Raw genomic sequence first — 15,866 nt, forward strand, 5'->3', positions numbered from 1 at the left:
ATGCAGCCGGCCCCGGTCCGGACCGCCTGTGGTGTTGAGAGGAAAAGACGGCGTTCTCATCGTTCGTAAACAAAGGCTGACGTGCCTAGTCCGGAGCGATAGACGTCCCAACGTGGGCGCTCGCTGGTAGAGGCTGCGGGTCGATTGATTGTCGTATCGCCGGTGGGGCGATCACCATCGGCAGATGGCATCGGTTGGGTGCGAGGCTCGGGCGCTTGGCTGGGAGCCTTGGCCGAGAAACTTGCGACAACGTGCGCTATCGCCTCGTCGCGGTTTGCGCTTTTTATGCCCGCCGCTTGCAGTCGCGCGTCGAACAATCTGCCAAGGCCAGCAATGTGCTGGCACGCATCGAAGGTCGTGGTAGCCGTCAGCCCGGCCTTCTTTGTTTCCTCAGCATCAAGTTGAGCGAGCCCGGTTCGGACCTGCTGGCCGGCGGCGATGGCCTCGGTCGCGAGCTGGATGGCTTCGTCACGATCGGTGGCTTGAATCGGAATTGGTTTGCGCCCTTCGCTCGTGATGAGCAGCGGCTCGAACGAGCTCGCCTGCCGCACGATGGCCGTCAGCGGCCGGACCATTGCCGTCGGGGCGCATTGTTCGACCAGAGCCGCGAATGCTGCTGGATCCATGGCGAGAGCCTTTTTGTCAGGAGCTGAGGACGTTCGATGTTAGGCCGCGATCGCCAAGCTTGATGGCGCGTCAATTGCGTGCCCTGAGATCTGCCCGGCCGCTCGGATCGCGTCGAGAGCCTTATCGGTGACGGGCAGCAATCCAGCGACGGCTTTGGTCGGCCCGATTTGACGAGGCGTGCCGAGGCGATCGAGATGCCATCCGGCCCGGCGCAGGATGCGTTCCATGCGCAGATCAGTGACGGTTGCGATGGCCTGAAGGTCGCGTTGCTGCCCCCATTCGATCATGGCTGCAAACAGCAGGAACGTCGCTTTGCGCAGACCATTCTCTGCTGTTGCCGCAACAGTCTTTGTGTCAACGCAAAAGCGCGAGCTCTCCCAAACCGTCGTCGCCTTCGGCGCCGGGTTGCCATCCAGCAACACCGGGAACGTATCGGCGAGCATGTTGCGCCCAGTGGTCGGCAGCAGGCGAACACAACCCACGACCTCGGTCCGCTCGAGTGCCAGCAGATATGTCGGCTTGAAGGTGTCGTACTGATCGATCTCCAGTCCGTTGGAAACAGAGACGTCCCAGTCGAGCCGATCCTTGAACACGCGCCCTCGCAGGCGATGCATTCCCAGCGTTAGTTCGGAGTCGTGCAGGAGTGCCGGACGGCTACGCACAATGACCTTCATTCTTAACCTCAAACTTACGAATCACAGCTTCGAGATCAAGAAAGCAGCCACGGTCACGGCGTTGCGCTGTCAGTTCTGACAGGGGGTGTTTGGAATCGTTCTTGCCGCAAAGCTGCCGCAACGTCGCAATACACGCCTGCACGTGAAACGCGAATCGTCAGATTGTTCGCGTTGTGGGAACTAAGAAGCGACTGAAGTGGCGCAATGAAAGATGTCAAAAGAGCATGCGATGAATTTGTCGATTGTCTGCACGCTGCCCATACGGAAGATGATTTTCGGCGTGTCGCGGAACGAGCTGCGCATGCCCTGGGATTCCGGTGGTTCGCTTATTTTGGTCAGCGCGCCAATGGCCCCAATCTGATCTCTTCCTATCCGAAGAGCTGGACCAGCCACTATTTTCGGGAAGGGTATCACAACATCGACCCCGTTCTTCAGGAACCGCGAAACACGAGCCGGGTGTTCCTGTGGGATGGACGTGAAGCGCGAAGTGCAAAATCAGCGAAAGAGCGCCGTCTGTTTGACGATGCGCTCAGCTTCAAGATCAGGACTGGCCTGACGGTTCGCATTCCCTCGAGTCAGAACCAGTTCGCGGCGTTTACGCTGGCGGTTGACGAGCGCAGCCTGGGACTCGATCGTTTCATCGAGAGCTCGCAGGACATGTTGGAAAGGCTGGGTCTCACCTACCATGCGCATGTGAGCGCCTCCAGAGTTGAACGCACGTCCCCAAACGGGAAGCAGGTAAGCCCCTTGACTCAGCGCGAGCGGCAGTGCCTCGCCTTGATCTCAGATGGCAAGACGATGCAGGACATCGCGGATCTTCTTGGTGTTTCTTCACGCGGCGTAAAGTTCCATCTGGACAACGCAAGGGGAAATCTTGCTGCATCAACCCTTCCCCACGCTGTGGCGCTCGCGTTTCGGCAGGGATTGCTCCCGTAATGCGCAAAATAGCTGTCCCGCTTGTAAGAAGTTCCAAGATCGACGGTTCAATCAGGATGGTAGGTTGGGTGGTTGCATTCAAGGCGCGGGATTCTTTGGAACATAACCACGGCGTCTTTTGCGGACCAGCCAAGCCTCGAGCGCTTCGACGGCCTGGACCTTCCCGGCAAAAAGATCCATCCGCCGGCGGCCGCGTTTGCCGAGACGCCCCCATTCGCGCACCAACGCCGTATCACCGAACAGAGTCGGTTCGATCGTGAGGACATAGAATCTGGCCATATTGCGGGCCGGATCGCACCGTTGGAGCACGAGGTATGGCACCGTGAGTTCGGACATGCGCAAGAATCGCAACTGTCGAAACCGCCGTCCAATTAAGTTATCGAATCGATCAGGCCTATCGATTCAGAATTTTAATACCGGTGATGAAAGGCATGGAGGGTGCGCAACGACCGGTCTCGGATAATATATCGGCTGTTGTGCGCCTCTGACTGCGAAGAAAGCGGGCGTCGCCCTGCGGGCCGGGCTGGAGGCTGCGCTGAAGCCCCGCGAGCGGGTCTTCCCCCTTACGGGCTGCCATCCCTGACGCGAACGGGCGAGCGGCCCAACCAACAAACTCTGCCCCGATCTGGAAGGGGCGAATCGATTGGTTTTACCCCTATTGGCGGTACACTTCCTCGCTGGGGGGCGATTCGTTACCTATCCCCTGCATGATCCCTTGTTCGTCGTAGGTCCTGCATTTCAACATCGGGTGGATGGGGGACCAACATGGCAGAAGCCGCTTTCAAACTGACGCCGTCAGAGGCTCCTCCGTACCGCCAGCCGCCGCACAATATCGAAGCCGAGCAAGCGCTGCTCGGTGCTATGCTGATCAACAACGACGCCTTTCATCGTGTTGCGGATTTCCTGAAGGCGAATCATTTCTTTGAGCCGCTGCACGGGAGCATCTTTGAGGTGATCAGCGAGCTGATCCGCTCGAACAAGGTGGCCAATCCGATCACGCTGAAGACCTTCTTTCCCGCCACTCTTGATGTGGCTGGAATATCGATGGCGCAGTATCTCGCGCGCTTGGCCGCGGAGGCGACGACGATCATCAATGCGGTCGATTACGGCCGGACGGTCTACGATCTAGCCGTGCGACGTGAGTTGATCAGGATCGCCGAGGACATGCTCAATGGCGCATTTGAAGCACCCATCGATTGCGCTCCAGCAGATCAGATTCAGCATGCCGAGCAGCTACTATACGAAATCGCCGAAACGGGGCGCTATGGCGGAGGCTTCGAGACGTTCGAGACCGCACTCGACAGCGCCATTGATCGGGCCGTGCAAGCGTACCAGTCCGATGGCAGGCTTTCTGGCCTCGCAACCGGCCTCAAGGACCTCGATGCAAAAATGGGAGGCCTTCAGCCAACGGACCTCATCATCATTGCTGGTAGGCCCGGCATGGGAAAGACGTCTCTAGCCACCAATATAGCTTTCAATGTTGCCAGCGCCTACGATGCGGCACAGCAAGTCGGTGTCTCGACTAAACCCGCGGCTGGTGGCGTCGTTGCTTTCTTTTCTCTGGAGATGTCGTCGGAGCAACTCGCCACTCGCGTAATCTCGGAGCAGACGGAGATCCCGTCCTCCAATATCAGGCGTGGCGACATCGACGAGGCAGCTTTCGGTAAGCTGCTCGATTGCCGTCAAAGGATGCGGCGTCTGCCGCTCCTCATCGATCAAACTGGCGCCGTCTCCATCGCTCAACTCGCGGCCCGCGCGCGCCGTTTGAAACGACAACGAGGACTGCACCTCATTATTGTCCTATATCCAGCTCATGCAGGGCAAGTCACCGCGTGCGGCGCAGAACCGCGTGCAGGAGATCACTGAGATTACGACCGGCCTAAAAGCGCTCGCCAAAGGACTTAATGTGCCAGTCATTGCGCTATCCCAGCTTTCACGCTTGGTCGAGAACCGCGATGAAAAACGCCCGCAACTCTCAGATCTCCGCGAGTCTGGCTCGATTGAACAAGAGTTTCGTGAAGAATATTATCTCAAAAACAAGGAGCCGAAGCCCGGCACCGACGAGTACCTCGCTTGGGAAACAGAAATGAGCGATGCGCGCGGCAAAGCAGAGATCATCATAGCTAAGCAGCGGCATGGTCCCACCGGGACCGTGGCTATGACCTTTCAAGGTGAGTTCACCCGCTTCTTCGATCTTGCCGAACACAATCGCTTGCCACGCCGATCAGACTAAGTCTTGCCGATACTGGCTCTTCATTCACGCTCTGCCCGGTGCAGCGATCCGGTAGGGCAAACCAAACGAGCGCTATTCTCGCCGCGCTAACTCCGAACCCACGCCTGTCAAGCTGACCCACGCTCGTTCGTAGGCATCGAACGCGCCTCGCTGCTTCAACAACAAGGATCACACTTGTTCTCGCGTCGCGATCTGGTCGGCAAGGGCCCGCGGATGAAAGATGTGCAGTGCGGCACACGATGCTTTCGGAGAAGGACCAGCCCCGCTCTCGAATGGGCTTTCCTTGGTTCTGGTGCGGCCTTCCACGATCAACCCGCAAGGGGTTCGCTACGCAAGCGTGCGACCTCTTCGGCTTCGCCTACGAGGTGACCGCGACCGCCCCCGAACACGTCGGCGCCTGTCGAGCGGGGATGGTCCCCGCCGCAAGACGGGAGCCTTTCGATGTCGCACAATCTCGCCCTCGCTCAGAACCACGCCTTCGATCTGGCCCGCACGCTGATGGTGCCGGTCATCCTTTTCCAGGCTGAGAACGAATTCGGTGTGATGGTCTCCAGCGAATACGAGGGCGACCAGGACGCCATCGTCCATGATTATGATCCATGGGAGATTATGGACAGCTAAGGCTGTCGCCCGAGACAAATCCTTGATGTGCCGAGCCTATCGTTCGGCGCATCTTCGATTGAACTGCACATAATCCGAGGGCCTGCTCAAACTCCCAACGACGGAGATCGAGCATGCCCATATCCCGACGCCTTCTCAGGACCGAAGATCCGGACAATGTTCTCTGGCCCATCATGGGCCTTTATACGGATTACCTCGCTCGCGGCCGCTACGGAGCTAAGCGTCGCCGTCGATATACCGCCTGTGCTCTTCATTTCGGCGACTGGTTGCACAGTGAAGACGCTGGACCAAGCAACATCGACGAGGCTCGGATCGGCCGTTTCCTCACCGGCCACCTGGCGATCTGCTCATGCGAGCCCCCGGTCCCGCGTGGCCTCATCCTCAACAGGGCGGCGATTAACAATTTGCTGCGCGTTCTGCGCATGCATTGCATTGTCGCGTCTCCAGCACCCAACGCCATCGAGGTGGAGCTCGCCCAGTTCGACGCTAAAATGAACGAGATCTGGGGACTGACGCAGGGCACGCGCGATCACCGCCGCCGCATCATTCGACGCCTGCTCCGGGAGCAGTTTAGCACACAACCGATCGATCTGAGCGTCATCACGCCCAATGCCGTTCGCGCCTTCGTCCTTGGCGACGCCGGCTGGAGCACCAGCACGATCCGTGTCATGGGTGGGGCAGTCCGCTGCTATCTCCGTTATCGCGCACTGCTCGGCGACGACGTTGCTCATCTCCTCAAAGCGGTGCCGCGCCCGGCATTCTGGCGGGATGCCGAGCTCCCGGAGGCCCTGTCGGCCGCCGATGTCGAGCAGCTGTTCTCGGCGTTTGACCGGCCTTGTCCGTCGCGCCGGCGAGGCTACGCCATCGTGCGCTGCCTGGCCGATCTCGGCTTGCGTTCGAGCGAGGTCATCCGACTAACCCTTGATGACATTGACTGGGAGGAAGGCATCGTAAGGGTGCCTGCCGGCAAGGCCCGGCGGTCCGACGTACTCCCGCTCTCGCTCGCGACCGGCGAAGCGATTGTCGATTATGTCCTCCACGAGCGGCCGGCAACCGCCCAACGAGAAGTGTTCGTCCGCCACGTCGCGCCGCTCGGCGAGCCCGTTGGTAGACGTGTCGTGCAGAAGACGCTTCACGCCGACTATGCCCGGCTGGGCTGGGACCGGAGCCGCGTTCACATCCTCCGTCACACGCTCGCAAGCCGGCTGGTCAACAGCGGCGTGCCAATGAAGCAGATCGCTGACGTTCTACGTCACCGAAGCATCGTCACCTCCGCGGGCTATGCGCGGGTTGACATCACGCGGCTGTCGGCCGTCGCGCTGCCCTGGCCTGGAGCGGCCGCATGAGCACCCCCGTCACAATGCTCGCGCGCGCCAAGGCCTACCTCGCCGAGCGCCGCCGCCTCGGATTCGTGCTGGATCGGTCGGGCAATCTCACGCTCGCCTTCGCCCGCTTCGCCGACGCAAGCGGCCACCAAGGTCCGCTCACGTCCGCCCTCGTGCTGCGCTGGGCGAAGGAGGAGGCGATGCATGCCGATCCCTTCACCTGGGCGCAGCGGCTCAACGTACTCCGGCCATTTGCGCGTCATCTGGCTGGTGCCGAGTCAGGAACCACCTTCCCCGAAGGCTCACCCTTCGGGCGCTCGAAGCGCCGCCTAGCGCCACACATCTTCACACCGGACGAGGTGAACGCGATCATCGGAGCCGCGCGTGCTCTTCCGCCAGTGTTCGGTGCCGGCCCGGCGACGTTCCCGACGCTCCTTGGTCTGCTTGCGGCGGCGGGTCTGCGCATTTCGGAGGCGCTGTGTCTCCGCTGCGGAGAGCTCGACGAGGCTGCAACGCAGATCACGGTGAAGCAATCCAAATTCGGGAGGACACGCATGGTTCCGTTGCACCCGACCGCGTCAGCAGCTTTGCGAGATTACCTGCGCACCCGAGCGAGGCTCGGCGCGACCGACCATTCTGCGCCGTTTTTTCTCGACGAGCGCAGCGGTGAAGCTCTGGGCTACGGGGCCGTGCGCCGCGCGTGGCTCCGGCTGACGGCAGACCTCGGCATCGTGCCGCGCGGCGGCCATCGGTTCATCCGTATCCACGATCTGCGGCACACCTTCATTTGCCGGCGGCTGATGCTCTGGCAGGCCGAAGGCGCTGACATTGACAACACAATGCTGGCGCTCTCGACCTACGTCGGCCACGTCAATCTCGGCGACACCTATTGGTACTTGCAGGCTGTGCCCGAGCTCATGGCGCTGGCCGGCGATCGCTTCGAGGCGCTTGTACCGCAGTGCGGGGAGGCGGGTCGTGACTGACATGATCCCCTCGTTCCCGATGCTCCTCCAGCGCTTCTTCGTCGATCATCTGCGCCAACAGCGTGCAGTCAGTCCCAGCACGGTCGCGGCCTACCGCGACACGTTCAAAGCTGCTGCTCGCGTTCGCGGAGAAGGCGATAAGCAAAGCGCCGACCGACCTCGCCCTCGCCGACCTGAACGCGACGCTGATCCTCGCCTTCCTCGATCACCTCGAGCGCGAGCGGAAGAACAGCGTACGGAGCCGTAACGCGCGCCTGTCGGCGATCCGCACGTTCTTGAAGTATGCCGCCCACGAAGATCTGACCGTGCTTGCGGTCATTGAGCGCAGCCTTGCCGTCCCGCAGAAGCGTCACGACAAGCCTGTACTCGGTTTCCTGTCCCGCGCTGAAATGGACGCGATCATCGCGGCGCCGGACTGCGCAACATGGGCTGGGCGGCGCGATCAGGCCCTGTTTACGTTCCTTTACAACACCGGAGCCAGGATCTCCGAGGCGATCAACCTCCGGGCTGGCGACGTGGTGCTGGATGTCTCGCCAGTCGCTCATCTCCACGGCAAGGGGAGAAAGCGACGGAGCGTCCCACTCTGGAAGGCGACGGCCGCTACACTCCGGCAGTGGCGTCGCCATCTGCAAGACGCCGGCCCACAGGGGTATCTGTTCCCAAGCAAAGCAGGCGGCCGGCTATCGCGGTCCAGGGCGGCTCAGCGACTCGCACTGGCAGTCGCGCAGGCAGCGCGCCAGATCCCGCCCCTGGCTGAACGGGCAATCTCGCCACACACGATCCGCCATACGACAGCGATGCACCTGCTACAGTCGGGCGTGGAGATCACCGTCATCGCGCTGTGGCTCGGACACGAGGATCCGAGCACGACGCACATCTACTTGGAGGCAGATCTCGCCATGAAGAGGCCGCTTTGAGTCGGCTCCAGCCGATCACGGCTGCACCGGCACGATATCAACCACCGGACCAACTTATGGCTTTCCTCCAATCGCTGTGATTATGCGCAGTCCGGCTTCGAGCCGGACTGCGCTATCCCAGGCATTCTCAGTCGGAGCTGTCCATAATCTCCCATGGATCATAATCATGGTTATGCTCACATCCGCATAACCATGAATACGACCCCTGGTGCCCGGCTCATTGAGCCGGGTGACCGGCTGCCGCTGGCGCCATGCCGGCTGCAAGGGAAGCTTCGCCGCGCCCAGCTATCTGACAAATTCGACAGCTTGTCCGCGCGCCCTTGCGCCCGGCAGGCTTCGCGGCCGGTCGGGGATGTGCCGCAAGGCTAGGAACAGGTGAGACCAACAGAAGGAGGGACCGGACGTCGCCTGCGCGACGCCGGTGCAGACAATGGACAAGAGAGAAATTGAAGAGCTGCGAGAAAAGGTTGGCTGCGCGGCCCTTTTGGAGAAAGACGGCTGGAAGGTCGACGTCAAGGAAAGCACGCGGCGCGCGATCAAGTATCGCCGCGACAGCAACATCATCATCGTCATCCACCAGGGCCGCGGCTGGTTCGATCCCTTGTCGCCGGCAAAAGGGGACGTATTTTCGCTTGCCGAACACCTCGGCGCCGACGGTTTCGTCGAGGCATGTGACCGTGTTGCGGATGTGGTTGGCTTCGTTCCAAGCGCACCAGCATGGCAGCACCCGGAAAGGCCCAAGGCCCTTGCGTCCATTATAGAGCGGTGGGGACATCGCTTCAGGCCGCGCCCCGGTTCGCCAGCCTGGCGCTATCTCACCGGCGAGCGCGGACTGCCAGCAGACATCGTGAAGCAGGCGGTCGCCAGCGACCGGTTGCGAGAGGGTCCCCAAGGCAGCATGTGGGCGGCGCATATCGATTCTGCTGGAGCGCTCACAGGCTGGGAGGAGCGTGGACCGGCATGGCGGGGCTTCGCCACGAACGGCGGCAAGAAGCTTTTTCGCTTCGGGCCGGGGGAGTCCGAGCGGATCTGTATCACCGAGGCGGCCATCGATGCCATGAGCCTCGCCGCGATCGAGGCCCTGCGCCCTGACACCCTTTATGTCAGCACCGGCGGCGGTTGGTCGCCCGCGACCGATGACGCCATTCGCGGCCTCGCCGAGCGCGCCAGCGCTTGGCTCGTGGCAGCAACCGACAACAATCGGCAAGGCGACATCTACGCCGACCGTGTTCGCGTCGTCGCGGCGGATGCAAGGGCGCGGTATGACCGATTGCGGCCGTGCGCGGGCGACTGGAATGAGGATTTAAGGGCCTGACGGCTAACTCTTGATGTAGCGCGCGAGAGCGACGCGCGGGCTGCGTGGCGGCGCCGCACCAAGGCCTCCGCATGAGTGGTTCTCTGACGCCTTGGTGTTGAGCAAAGGAAAAGGAGATCGAACAATGAGGGAGAGGAAATGAAGTGGGAATGAGCGCTGCCGCATGCGCGACCGGCGCGTCAAGGGTGAAGCTTCGCCCGCGTTCCGCGGCCCTTGACCCGCCGGATCTTCGATGCGGCCGGCGAGGAGGTGTGATGAAGGACTGAAGTGACGAAGAGATCAGGCGGATCGCTCGCGCTGTCAGTCCGGCCAGGCCAAGAGGAGCCGCCCATGCACACCTCCCCCAGCATCCGCAAAGTCTTCGAGGGCGTTGCGACGCGCCACGAGATGCACCGCTTATTCAACCGCCATCGTGGTGACCCCGCGATGGCCGAAGGTGTAGGCCAGCATCTCTTCGCTGGAGAGTGGTTTGAGGTCAACGAGCGCGAGCACGACTACATGCTCGAGATCCTGCCACCGCTGTTCATGCGCGCCGACATGTTCGCGATGCGCGAATTCATGACGGGCAGCGTCACCAGCATCTTCTTCGCGCTTGCCATCGACGGAAGGCGGCGCTGGTTCCATGGCTATTGCGATCTTTCCGATCGGCTGTCGCCAGAGCGGATGAAGGCGGCGATCATCGAGCGCGAGTCACGGCCCGTGCGCGCGATGACGCGCGACGAGCGGCTCGAGCACATCTGGTCGAGCACGCATGACGATTATCGCGGCTATGCCGGCGAGCGCTGGCCGCTTGCCATGCGCGGCCGCCGCACCGTACTCGTCTATACCGGCCAGAGCGGCACGGTCCTGAAGCTGCTCGATGACCTCACCGAGGCAGAGATCGCGGCCAAGTTGCCGGTGCAGTTCCGCCATCTGCCGGCGACGGTCGCGGCTTAGCCTGACCTCCCCTCCCCGCCCCGCGGCAGCCCGGCCTCGCGCCGGGCATCGCATTTCAGCACCCGGCCTGGCGCCGGCCCGCTCATCAACTCCCGCAACGCCGTGCCGTCCGTCGCAGCCCGCGCCGGCGGACGGTGGCGCGCGCCCAACTGGAGGACATTTCCCATGGCGCATGACGATCCATTCACCCTCGACCTCTTCGGCAATACCGCCCTTTCCTCCAGCCTCGGCCTCGGCGTCACAGCCTTCGCCGCCGGTTTCGGCGGCGCTGACGACCATGGGGATGATCCGCCGCCGTCGACGCCGGCTTCGGTAAGGCCGGCGATCGAATCGGCGCGGCGCTCCGAGGACGGTCCCCGCAAGTGCGGCGACAGTTTCTATCTTTCCGGCGAACGCGGCCTCGCAAAGGGCTGGAAACAGCGCGCCCGCGACAGCATTGCCGCAGTTCGGCTAGCCGCACAGATCGAGGCCGAGGAGCGCCCCGCGACGAACGAGGAGCAGCGGCAACTGATCCGCTTTACCGGCTTCGGCGCCTCAGAGCTCGCCAATGGCGTTTTCCGCCGACCGGGCGAAGCCGAATTCGCGAAGGACTGGGACGAGATCGGGGCCAATCTGCAGGATGCGGTCGATGAGGCTGACTACGCTTCGCTGGCGCGCTGTACGCAGTATGCCCATTTCACGCCGGAGTTCATCGTCCAGGCGATGTGGGCGGGTTTGCTGCGCTTCGGCTGGCGCGGCGGCCGCGTGCTCGAGCCCGGCATCGGCACCGCCCTGTTTCCGGCGCTGATGCCGCCGGATCTGCGCGAGGTCTCCCACGTCACCGGCGTCGAGCTCGATCCCGTCACAGCGCGCATCGCGCGGCTGTTGCAGCCCCGGGCGCGGATCGTCACCGGCGATTTCGCGCGCACCGAGCTGCCGGCACGATTCGATCTCGTGATCGGCAATCCGCCCTTCTCCGATCGCACCGTCCGCTCGGACCGCGCGCTGCGCTCGCTCGGTCTGCGGCTCCACGACTATTTCATCGTCAAGGCGATCAAGCTTCTGAAGCCGGGCGGGCTCGCCGCCTTCGTCACATCGCACGGCACGATGGACAAGGCGGATGGCTCGGCGCGCGCGCTGATCGCGAAGCACGCTGATCTCCTCGGTGCCATTCGCCTGCCTGAAGGTAGCTTCCGCGCCGATGCCGGCACCGACGTCGTGGTCGACATCCTGTTCTTCCGGCGGCGCAAGCAGGGTGAGCCCGAAGGCGACCTCTCGTGGCTCGAGCTCGACGAGGTGCGCCCGGCGACCGAGGACGAGGGCCCAATTCGCGTCAACCGCTGGTTCGCGTGCCATCGCCACCTTGTGCTCGGCGCGCACGCGCTGACCTCCGGCCCGTTTGGCGAGACCTACACCTGTGTGCCGAGTGACGGCGAGGATCTCACGACCGCGCTGGACGACGCGATTGGCCTCCTTCCGGTCGCAATCTATGACGGCGAACCGGAGGTGATCGTCTCTGACGGCGAGCACGAGCCCGCGTCAGCGAAGTCGGAGAGCCCGGCGAGCCTCATGGCGCGCGAGGGCAGCTATCTGCTCGATAGCCGGCATGGCTTGATGCAGATCCTCGACGGGAAGCCGGTTGCTGTCTCAGTGCGCAAGGGCCGCGGCGCCGATGGCATTCCGGAAAAGCACGCTCGGATCATCCAGAAGCTGATCCCGATCCGCGACGCGGTCCGCGAGGTGCTGAAATGTCAGGAGCTCGACCGGCCGTGGAAGGACGCGCAGGTCAGGCTGCGCATCGTGTGGTCGAACTTCGTGCGCACCTTCGGGCCGATCAACACGACCATCGTGTCGACGGCCGAGGACGACGAGACCGGTGAGGTCCGCGAAACGCACCGTAGGCCGAATCTCCAGCCATTCCTGGACGATCCGGATTGCTGGCTGGTGGCCTCCATCGAAGATTACGACCTCGAGTCCGACACGGCGAAGCCGGGTCCGATCTTCACCGAGCGGGTGATCGCTCCGCCGGCGCCGCCCGTCATCACCAGCGCCGCCGATGCGCTAGCCGTCGTACTCAACGAGCGCGGCCATGTCGATCCCGGCCATATCGCGGAGCTCGTGCACCGCGACGCGGACCACGTCATCGCCGACCTCGGCGGCGCCATCTTCCGCGATCCGGCCGACGGCTCGTGGCAGACGGCGGACGCCTATCTGTCCGGCGCGGTCCGGTCGAAGCTTGCGGCGGCGGAGGCCGCGGCAGCGCTCGATCCGGCCTATGAGCGCAACGTCAGGGCGCTGCAGGAGGTGCAGCCTGCCGACCTCCGACCCTCGGACATCACCGCGCGCCTTGGCGCGCCGTGGATTCCCGCCGCAGATATCGTGGCCTTCGTTAAGGAAACGATGGGCGCGGAGATCAGGATTCACCACATGCCGGAACTGGCGTCGTGGACCGTGGAGGCCCGGCAGCTCGGCTGGATGGCTGCTGGCACGTCGGAATGGGGCACGGAACGGCGGCACGCCGGCCAGCTTCTCTCTGATGCGCTCAACTCCTCCGTCCCGCAGATCTTCGACACCATCAAAGACGGCGACAGCGAACGTCGGGTCCTCAACGTCGTCGACACCGAGGCGGCGAAGGAGAAGCTCTCGAAGATCAAGACCGCCTTTCAGAATTGGATCTGGTCCGATCCGGATCGGACCGACCGGCTGGCGCGGGTCTACAATGACCGCTTCAACAACATCGTGCCGCGCGCCTTCGACGGATCGCATCTGAAATTGCCGGGCGCCTCGGGCGCCTTCGTGCTCTACGAACATCAGAAGCGCGGCATCTGGCGCATCATCGCCTCGGGAACGGCCTATCTTGCCCACGCCGTCGGCGCCGGCAAGACGATGACGATGGCGGCCGCGATCATGGAGCAGCGCCGGCTCGGGCTGATCGCCAAGGCCATGCTTGTCGTTCCGGGGCACTGCCTGGCGCAGGCGGCGCGCGAGTTCCTGGCGCTCTATCCCGGTGCCCGCATCCTCGTCGCCGATGAGACCAACTTCACCAAGGACAAGCGGCACCGCTTCCTGTCGCGCGCCGCGACCGCGACGTGGGACGCGATCATCATCACCCATTCGGCCTTCCGCTTCATCGGCGTGCCGTCCGCGTTCGAGCAGCGGATGATCCACGACGAGCTCGAACTCTACGAGCAGCTCCTGACCAAGGTCGAAAGCGACGACCGCGTCTCGCGCAAGCGGCTTGAGCGGCTGAAGGAGGGATTGCAGGAACGGCTCGAATCCCTCGCCACCCGCAAGGACGATCTCCTGACCATCTCCGAGATCGGCGTCGACCAGATCATCGTCGACGAGGCGCAGGAGTTCCGCAAACTATCCTTCGTGACCAATATGTCGACGTTGAAGGGAGTCGATCCCAACGGCTCGCAGCGCGCCTGGGACCTCTATGTGAAATCGCGCTTCGTCGAGACCAAGAACCCTGGGCGGGCGCTGGTGCTCGCCTCCGGCACGCCGATCACCAACACGCTTGGCGAGATGTTCTCGGTGCAGCGCTATCTCGGATACGGCGCACTCCTGGATCGCAAACTCCACGAGTTCGACGCCTGGGCCTCGACTTTCGGCGACGTCTCGACGGAGCTCGAGCTCCAGCCGTCCGGCAGATACAAGCCGGTCACACGCTTCGCCACGTTCGTGAACGTTCCTGAATTGATCGCCATGTTCCGGTCCTTCGCTGACGTGGTGATGCCGGAGGACCTGCGGCAGTACGTGAAGGTCCCGGCGATCTCGACGGGCAAGCGCCAGATCCTGACGGCAAAACCGACACCGGCGTTCAAGCGCTACCAGGTCCTGCTCGACGCGCGGATCAAGGCGATCGAGACGCGCGACCGGCCGCCGGAGCCGGGTGACGACATTTTGCTCTCGGTCATCACCGATGGGCGGCATGCGGCGATCGACCTGCGTCTGGTTGATCCGGACAGCGATAACGAGCCGAACAACAAGCTGAATCTTCTCGTCGGCAACGCCTTCCGCATCTGGAAGGAGACGTCTGACAACACTTACGTGCGCGCCGACGGCAAGCCGTACGAGCTGCCGGGCGCCGCGCAGATGATCTTCTCCGACCTCGGAACGATCAGCGTCGAGAAGACGCGCGGCTTCTCGGCCTATCGCTGGATCAGAGACGAGCTCATTCGCATGGGCGTGCCCCCGTCCGAGATCGCCTTCATGCAGGACTTCAAGAAGTCCGAGGCCAAGCAGCGCCTGTTCGGCGATGTGCGCGCCGGCAAGGTCCGCTTCCTGATCGGCTCCTCCGACACGATGGGCACCGGTGTCAACGCACAGCTCAGGCTGAAGGCGCTCCATCACCTCGACGTCCCGTGGCTGCCGTCGCAGATCGCGCAGCGCGAGGGCCGGATCGAGCGCCAGGGCAACCAGCACGACGTCATCGACATCTTCGCCTATGCGACCGAGGGCTCGCTCGACGCGAGCATGTGGCAGAATAACGAGCGCAAGGCTCGCTTCATCGCCGCGGCGCTCTCCGGCGACACGTCGATCCGTCGGCTCGACGACCTTGGCGAAGGCCAGGCCAACCAGTTCGCGATGGCCAAGGCGATCGCGAGCGGCGACCAGCGGCTGATGCTAAAGGCCGGGCTCGAAGCCGACATCGCCCGGCTCGAGCGTCTGCGCGCGGCCCATATCGACGACCAGCACGCCGTCCGTCGGCAGATCCGCGACGCGGAGCGCGACATCGCGTTCTGCACGAGCCGAATCGCGGAGGTCGGCAAGGATATCGAGCGCCTTGTTCCGACGGCCGGCGACGCCTTCGCCGCGACCGTGGCCGGCAAGCGCTATGTCGAGCGCAAGGAGGCCGGCCGCGCGCTGATGAAGGAAATCCTGACCCTCGTCCAGCTCCAGCAGGAGGGCGACACCATCATCGCCTGGATCGGCGGGTTCGATCTCGCGTACTCCGGCGAGCGTTACGGCCGTGACGGCTATCGCTACAGCACCTCGCTGATCCGCACCGGCGCCGGGCATGAGATCGAGTTGCCGGTCACGGTGACGCCGCTCGGTGCGATCTCGCGCCTTGAGCACGCGCTCGACGATTTTGAGGGCGAGCGGGAGCGCTATCGCCAGCGTCTCGCCGACGCACGTCGCCGGCTCGCCTCGTACCGGTCGCGCGAGGACGGCGAATTCGCATTCGCAGCCGATCTTGCCGAGAAGCGCCGGCAGTTGGCTGATGTCGAGCAAGCCCTTGCGACGGATGTGGAGGGCACGGGCGGGAGCGCAATCGCAGCATGATGAGGGAGGAAGGGAAAACCCTCTCGCAGAG

At 63.3% G+C, this 15,866-nt stretch carries 11 protein-coding genes and 1 pseudogene; 9 read left to right on the top strand and 3 right to left on the bottom strand.

The features are described from left to right. Positions 1–56: 56 nt before the first annotated feature. Together AX729_RS32365 and AX729_RS32370 are read right to left on the bottom strand one after the other, a co-directional pair. Positions 57–626 (bottom strand): lysozyme family protein, encoded by a 570-nt coding sequence (locus AX729_RS32365; protein WP_061028178.1) that lies wholly within the window; start codon positions 624–626, stop codon positions 57–59. A gap of 39 nt (positions 627–665) precedes the next feature. After that, positions 666–1,301: an acyl-homoserine-lactone synthase gene (locus AX729_RS32370; RefSeq protein ID WP_057196764.1), complete on the bottom strand. Its 636-nt coding sequence runs from the start codon at positions 1,299–1,301 to the stop codon at positions 666–668. 204 nt (positions 1,302–1,505) lie between these two features. Between AX729_RS32370 and AX729_RS32375 the strand changes: the two genes are divergently transcribed. Then, complete coding sequence (locus AX729_RS32375) at positions 1,506–2,237, top strand: autoinducer binding domain-containing protein (RefSeq protein WP_057196765.1); 732 nt, start codon at positions 1,506–1,508, stop codon at positions 2,235–2,237. Positions 2,238–2,315: 78 nt separating this feature from the next. Here AX729_RS32375 and AX729_RS32380 read toward each other — a convergent pair whose 3' ends face one another. Then, entirely contained in the window at positions 2,316–2,573 is a 258-nt protein-coding gene (locus AX729_RS32380; RefSeq protein WP_057196766.1) for a WGR domain-containing protein, read from the bottom strand. Between the two features lie 429 nt (positions 2,574–3,002). Here AX729_RS32380 and AX729_RS32385 point away from each other — a divergent pair. The 8 genes and pseudogenes from AX729_RS32385 to AX729_RS32420 all read left to right on the top strand — a co-directional run bounded on the left by AX729_RS32385 (position 3,003) and on the right by AX729_RS32420 (position 15,835). Further along, positions 3,003–4,470, top strand: a pseudogene (locus AX729_RS32385) (replicative DNA helicase). A gap of 441 nt (positions 4,471–4,911) precedes the next feature. Then, entirely contained in the window at positions 4,912–5,091 is a 180-nt protein-coding gene (locus AX729_RS32390; RefSeq protein WP_057196767.1) for a hypothetical protein, read from the top strand. Positions 5,092–5,204: 113 nt separating this feature from the next. Continuing rightward, entirely contained in the window at positions 5,205–6,437 is a 1,233-nt protein-coding gene (locus AX729_RS32395) for a tyrosine-type recombinase/integrase (protein ID WP_057196768.1), read from the top strand. A gap of 14 nt (positions 6,438–6,451) precedes the next feature. Further along, the gene (locus AX729_RS32400; protein ID WP_057196769.1) at positions 6,452–7,399 is read left to right on the top strand and encodes a tyrosine-type recombinase/integrase; all 948 of its coding nucleotides are present in this window, start codon (positions 6,452–6,454) and stop codon (positions 7,397–7,399) included. A gap of 62 nt (positions 7,400–7,461) precedes the next feature. Then, a complete protein-coding gene (locus AX729_RS32405) occupies positions 7,462–8,316 on the top strand; it encodes a tyrosine-type recombinase/integrase (RefSeq protein ID WP_230646671.1) in 855 nt (284 codons plus the stop codon). Between the two features lie 430 nt (positions 8,317–8,746). Next, entirely contained in the window at positions 8,747–9,631 is an 885-nt protein-coding gene (locus tag AX729_RS32410; RefSeq protein WP_057196786.1) for a DUF3991 and TOPRIM domain-containing protein, read from the top strand. Between the two features lie 330 nt (positions 9,632–9,961). Further along, the gene (locus tag AX729_RS32415) at positions 9,962–10,567 is read left to right on the top strand and encodes a DUF1419 domain-containing protein (RefSeq protein WP_057196770.1); all 606 of its coding nucleotides are present in this window, start codon (positions 9,962–9,964) and stop codon (positions 10,565–10,567) included. Between the two features lie 165 nt (positions 10,568–10,732). Further along, entirely contained in the window at positions 10,733–15,835 is a 5,103-nt protein-coding gene (locus AX729_RS32420; protein WP_057196771.1) for a helicase-like domain-containing protein, read from the top strand. Positions 15,836–15,866: the final 31 nt, after the last annotated feature.

The organism is Bradyrhizobium sp. CCH5-F6 (assembly GCF_001556045.1).
GTDB lineage: Bacteria > Pseudomonadota > Alphaproteobacteria > Rhizobiales > Xanthobacteraceae > Bradyrhizobium.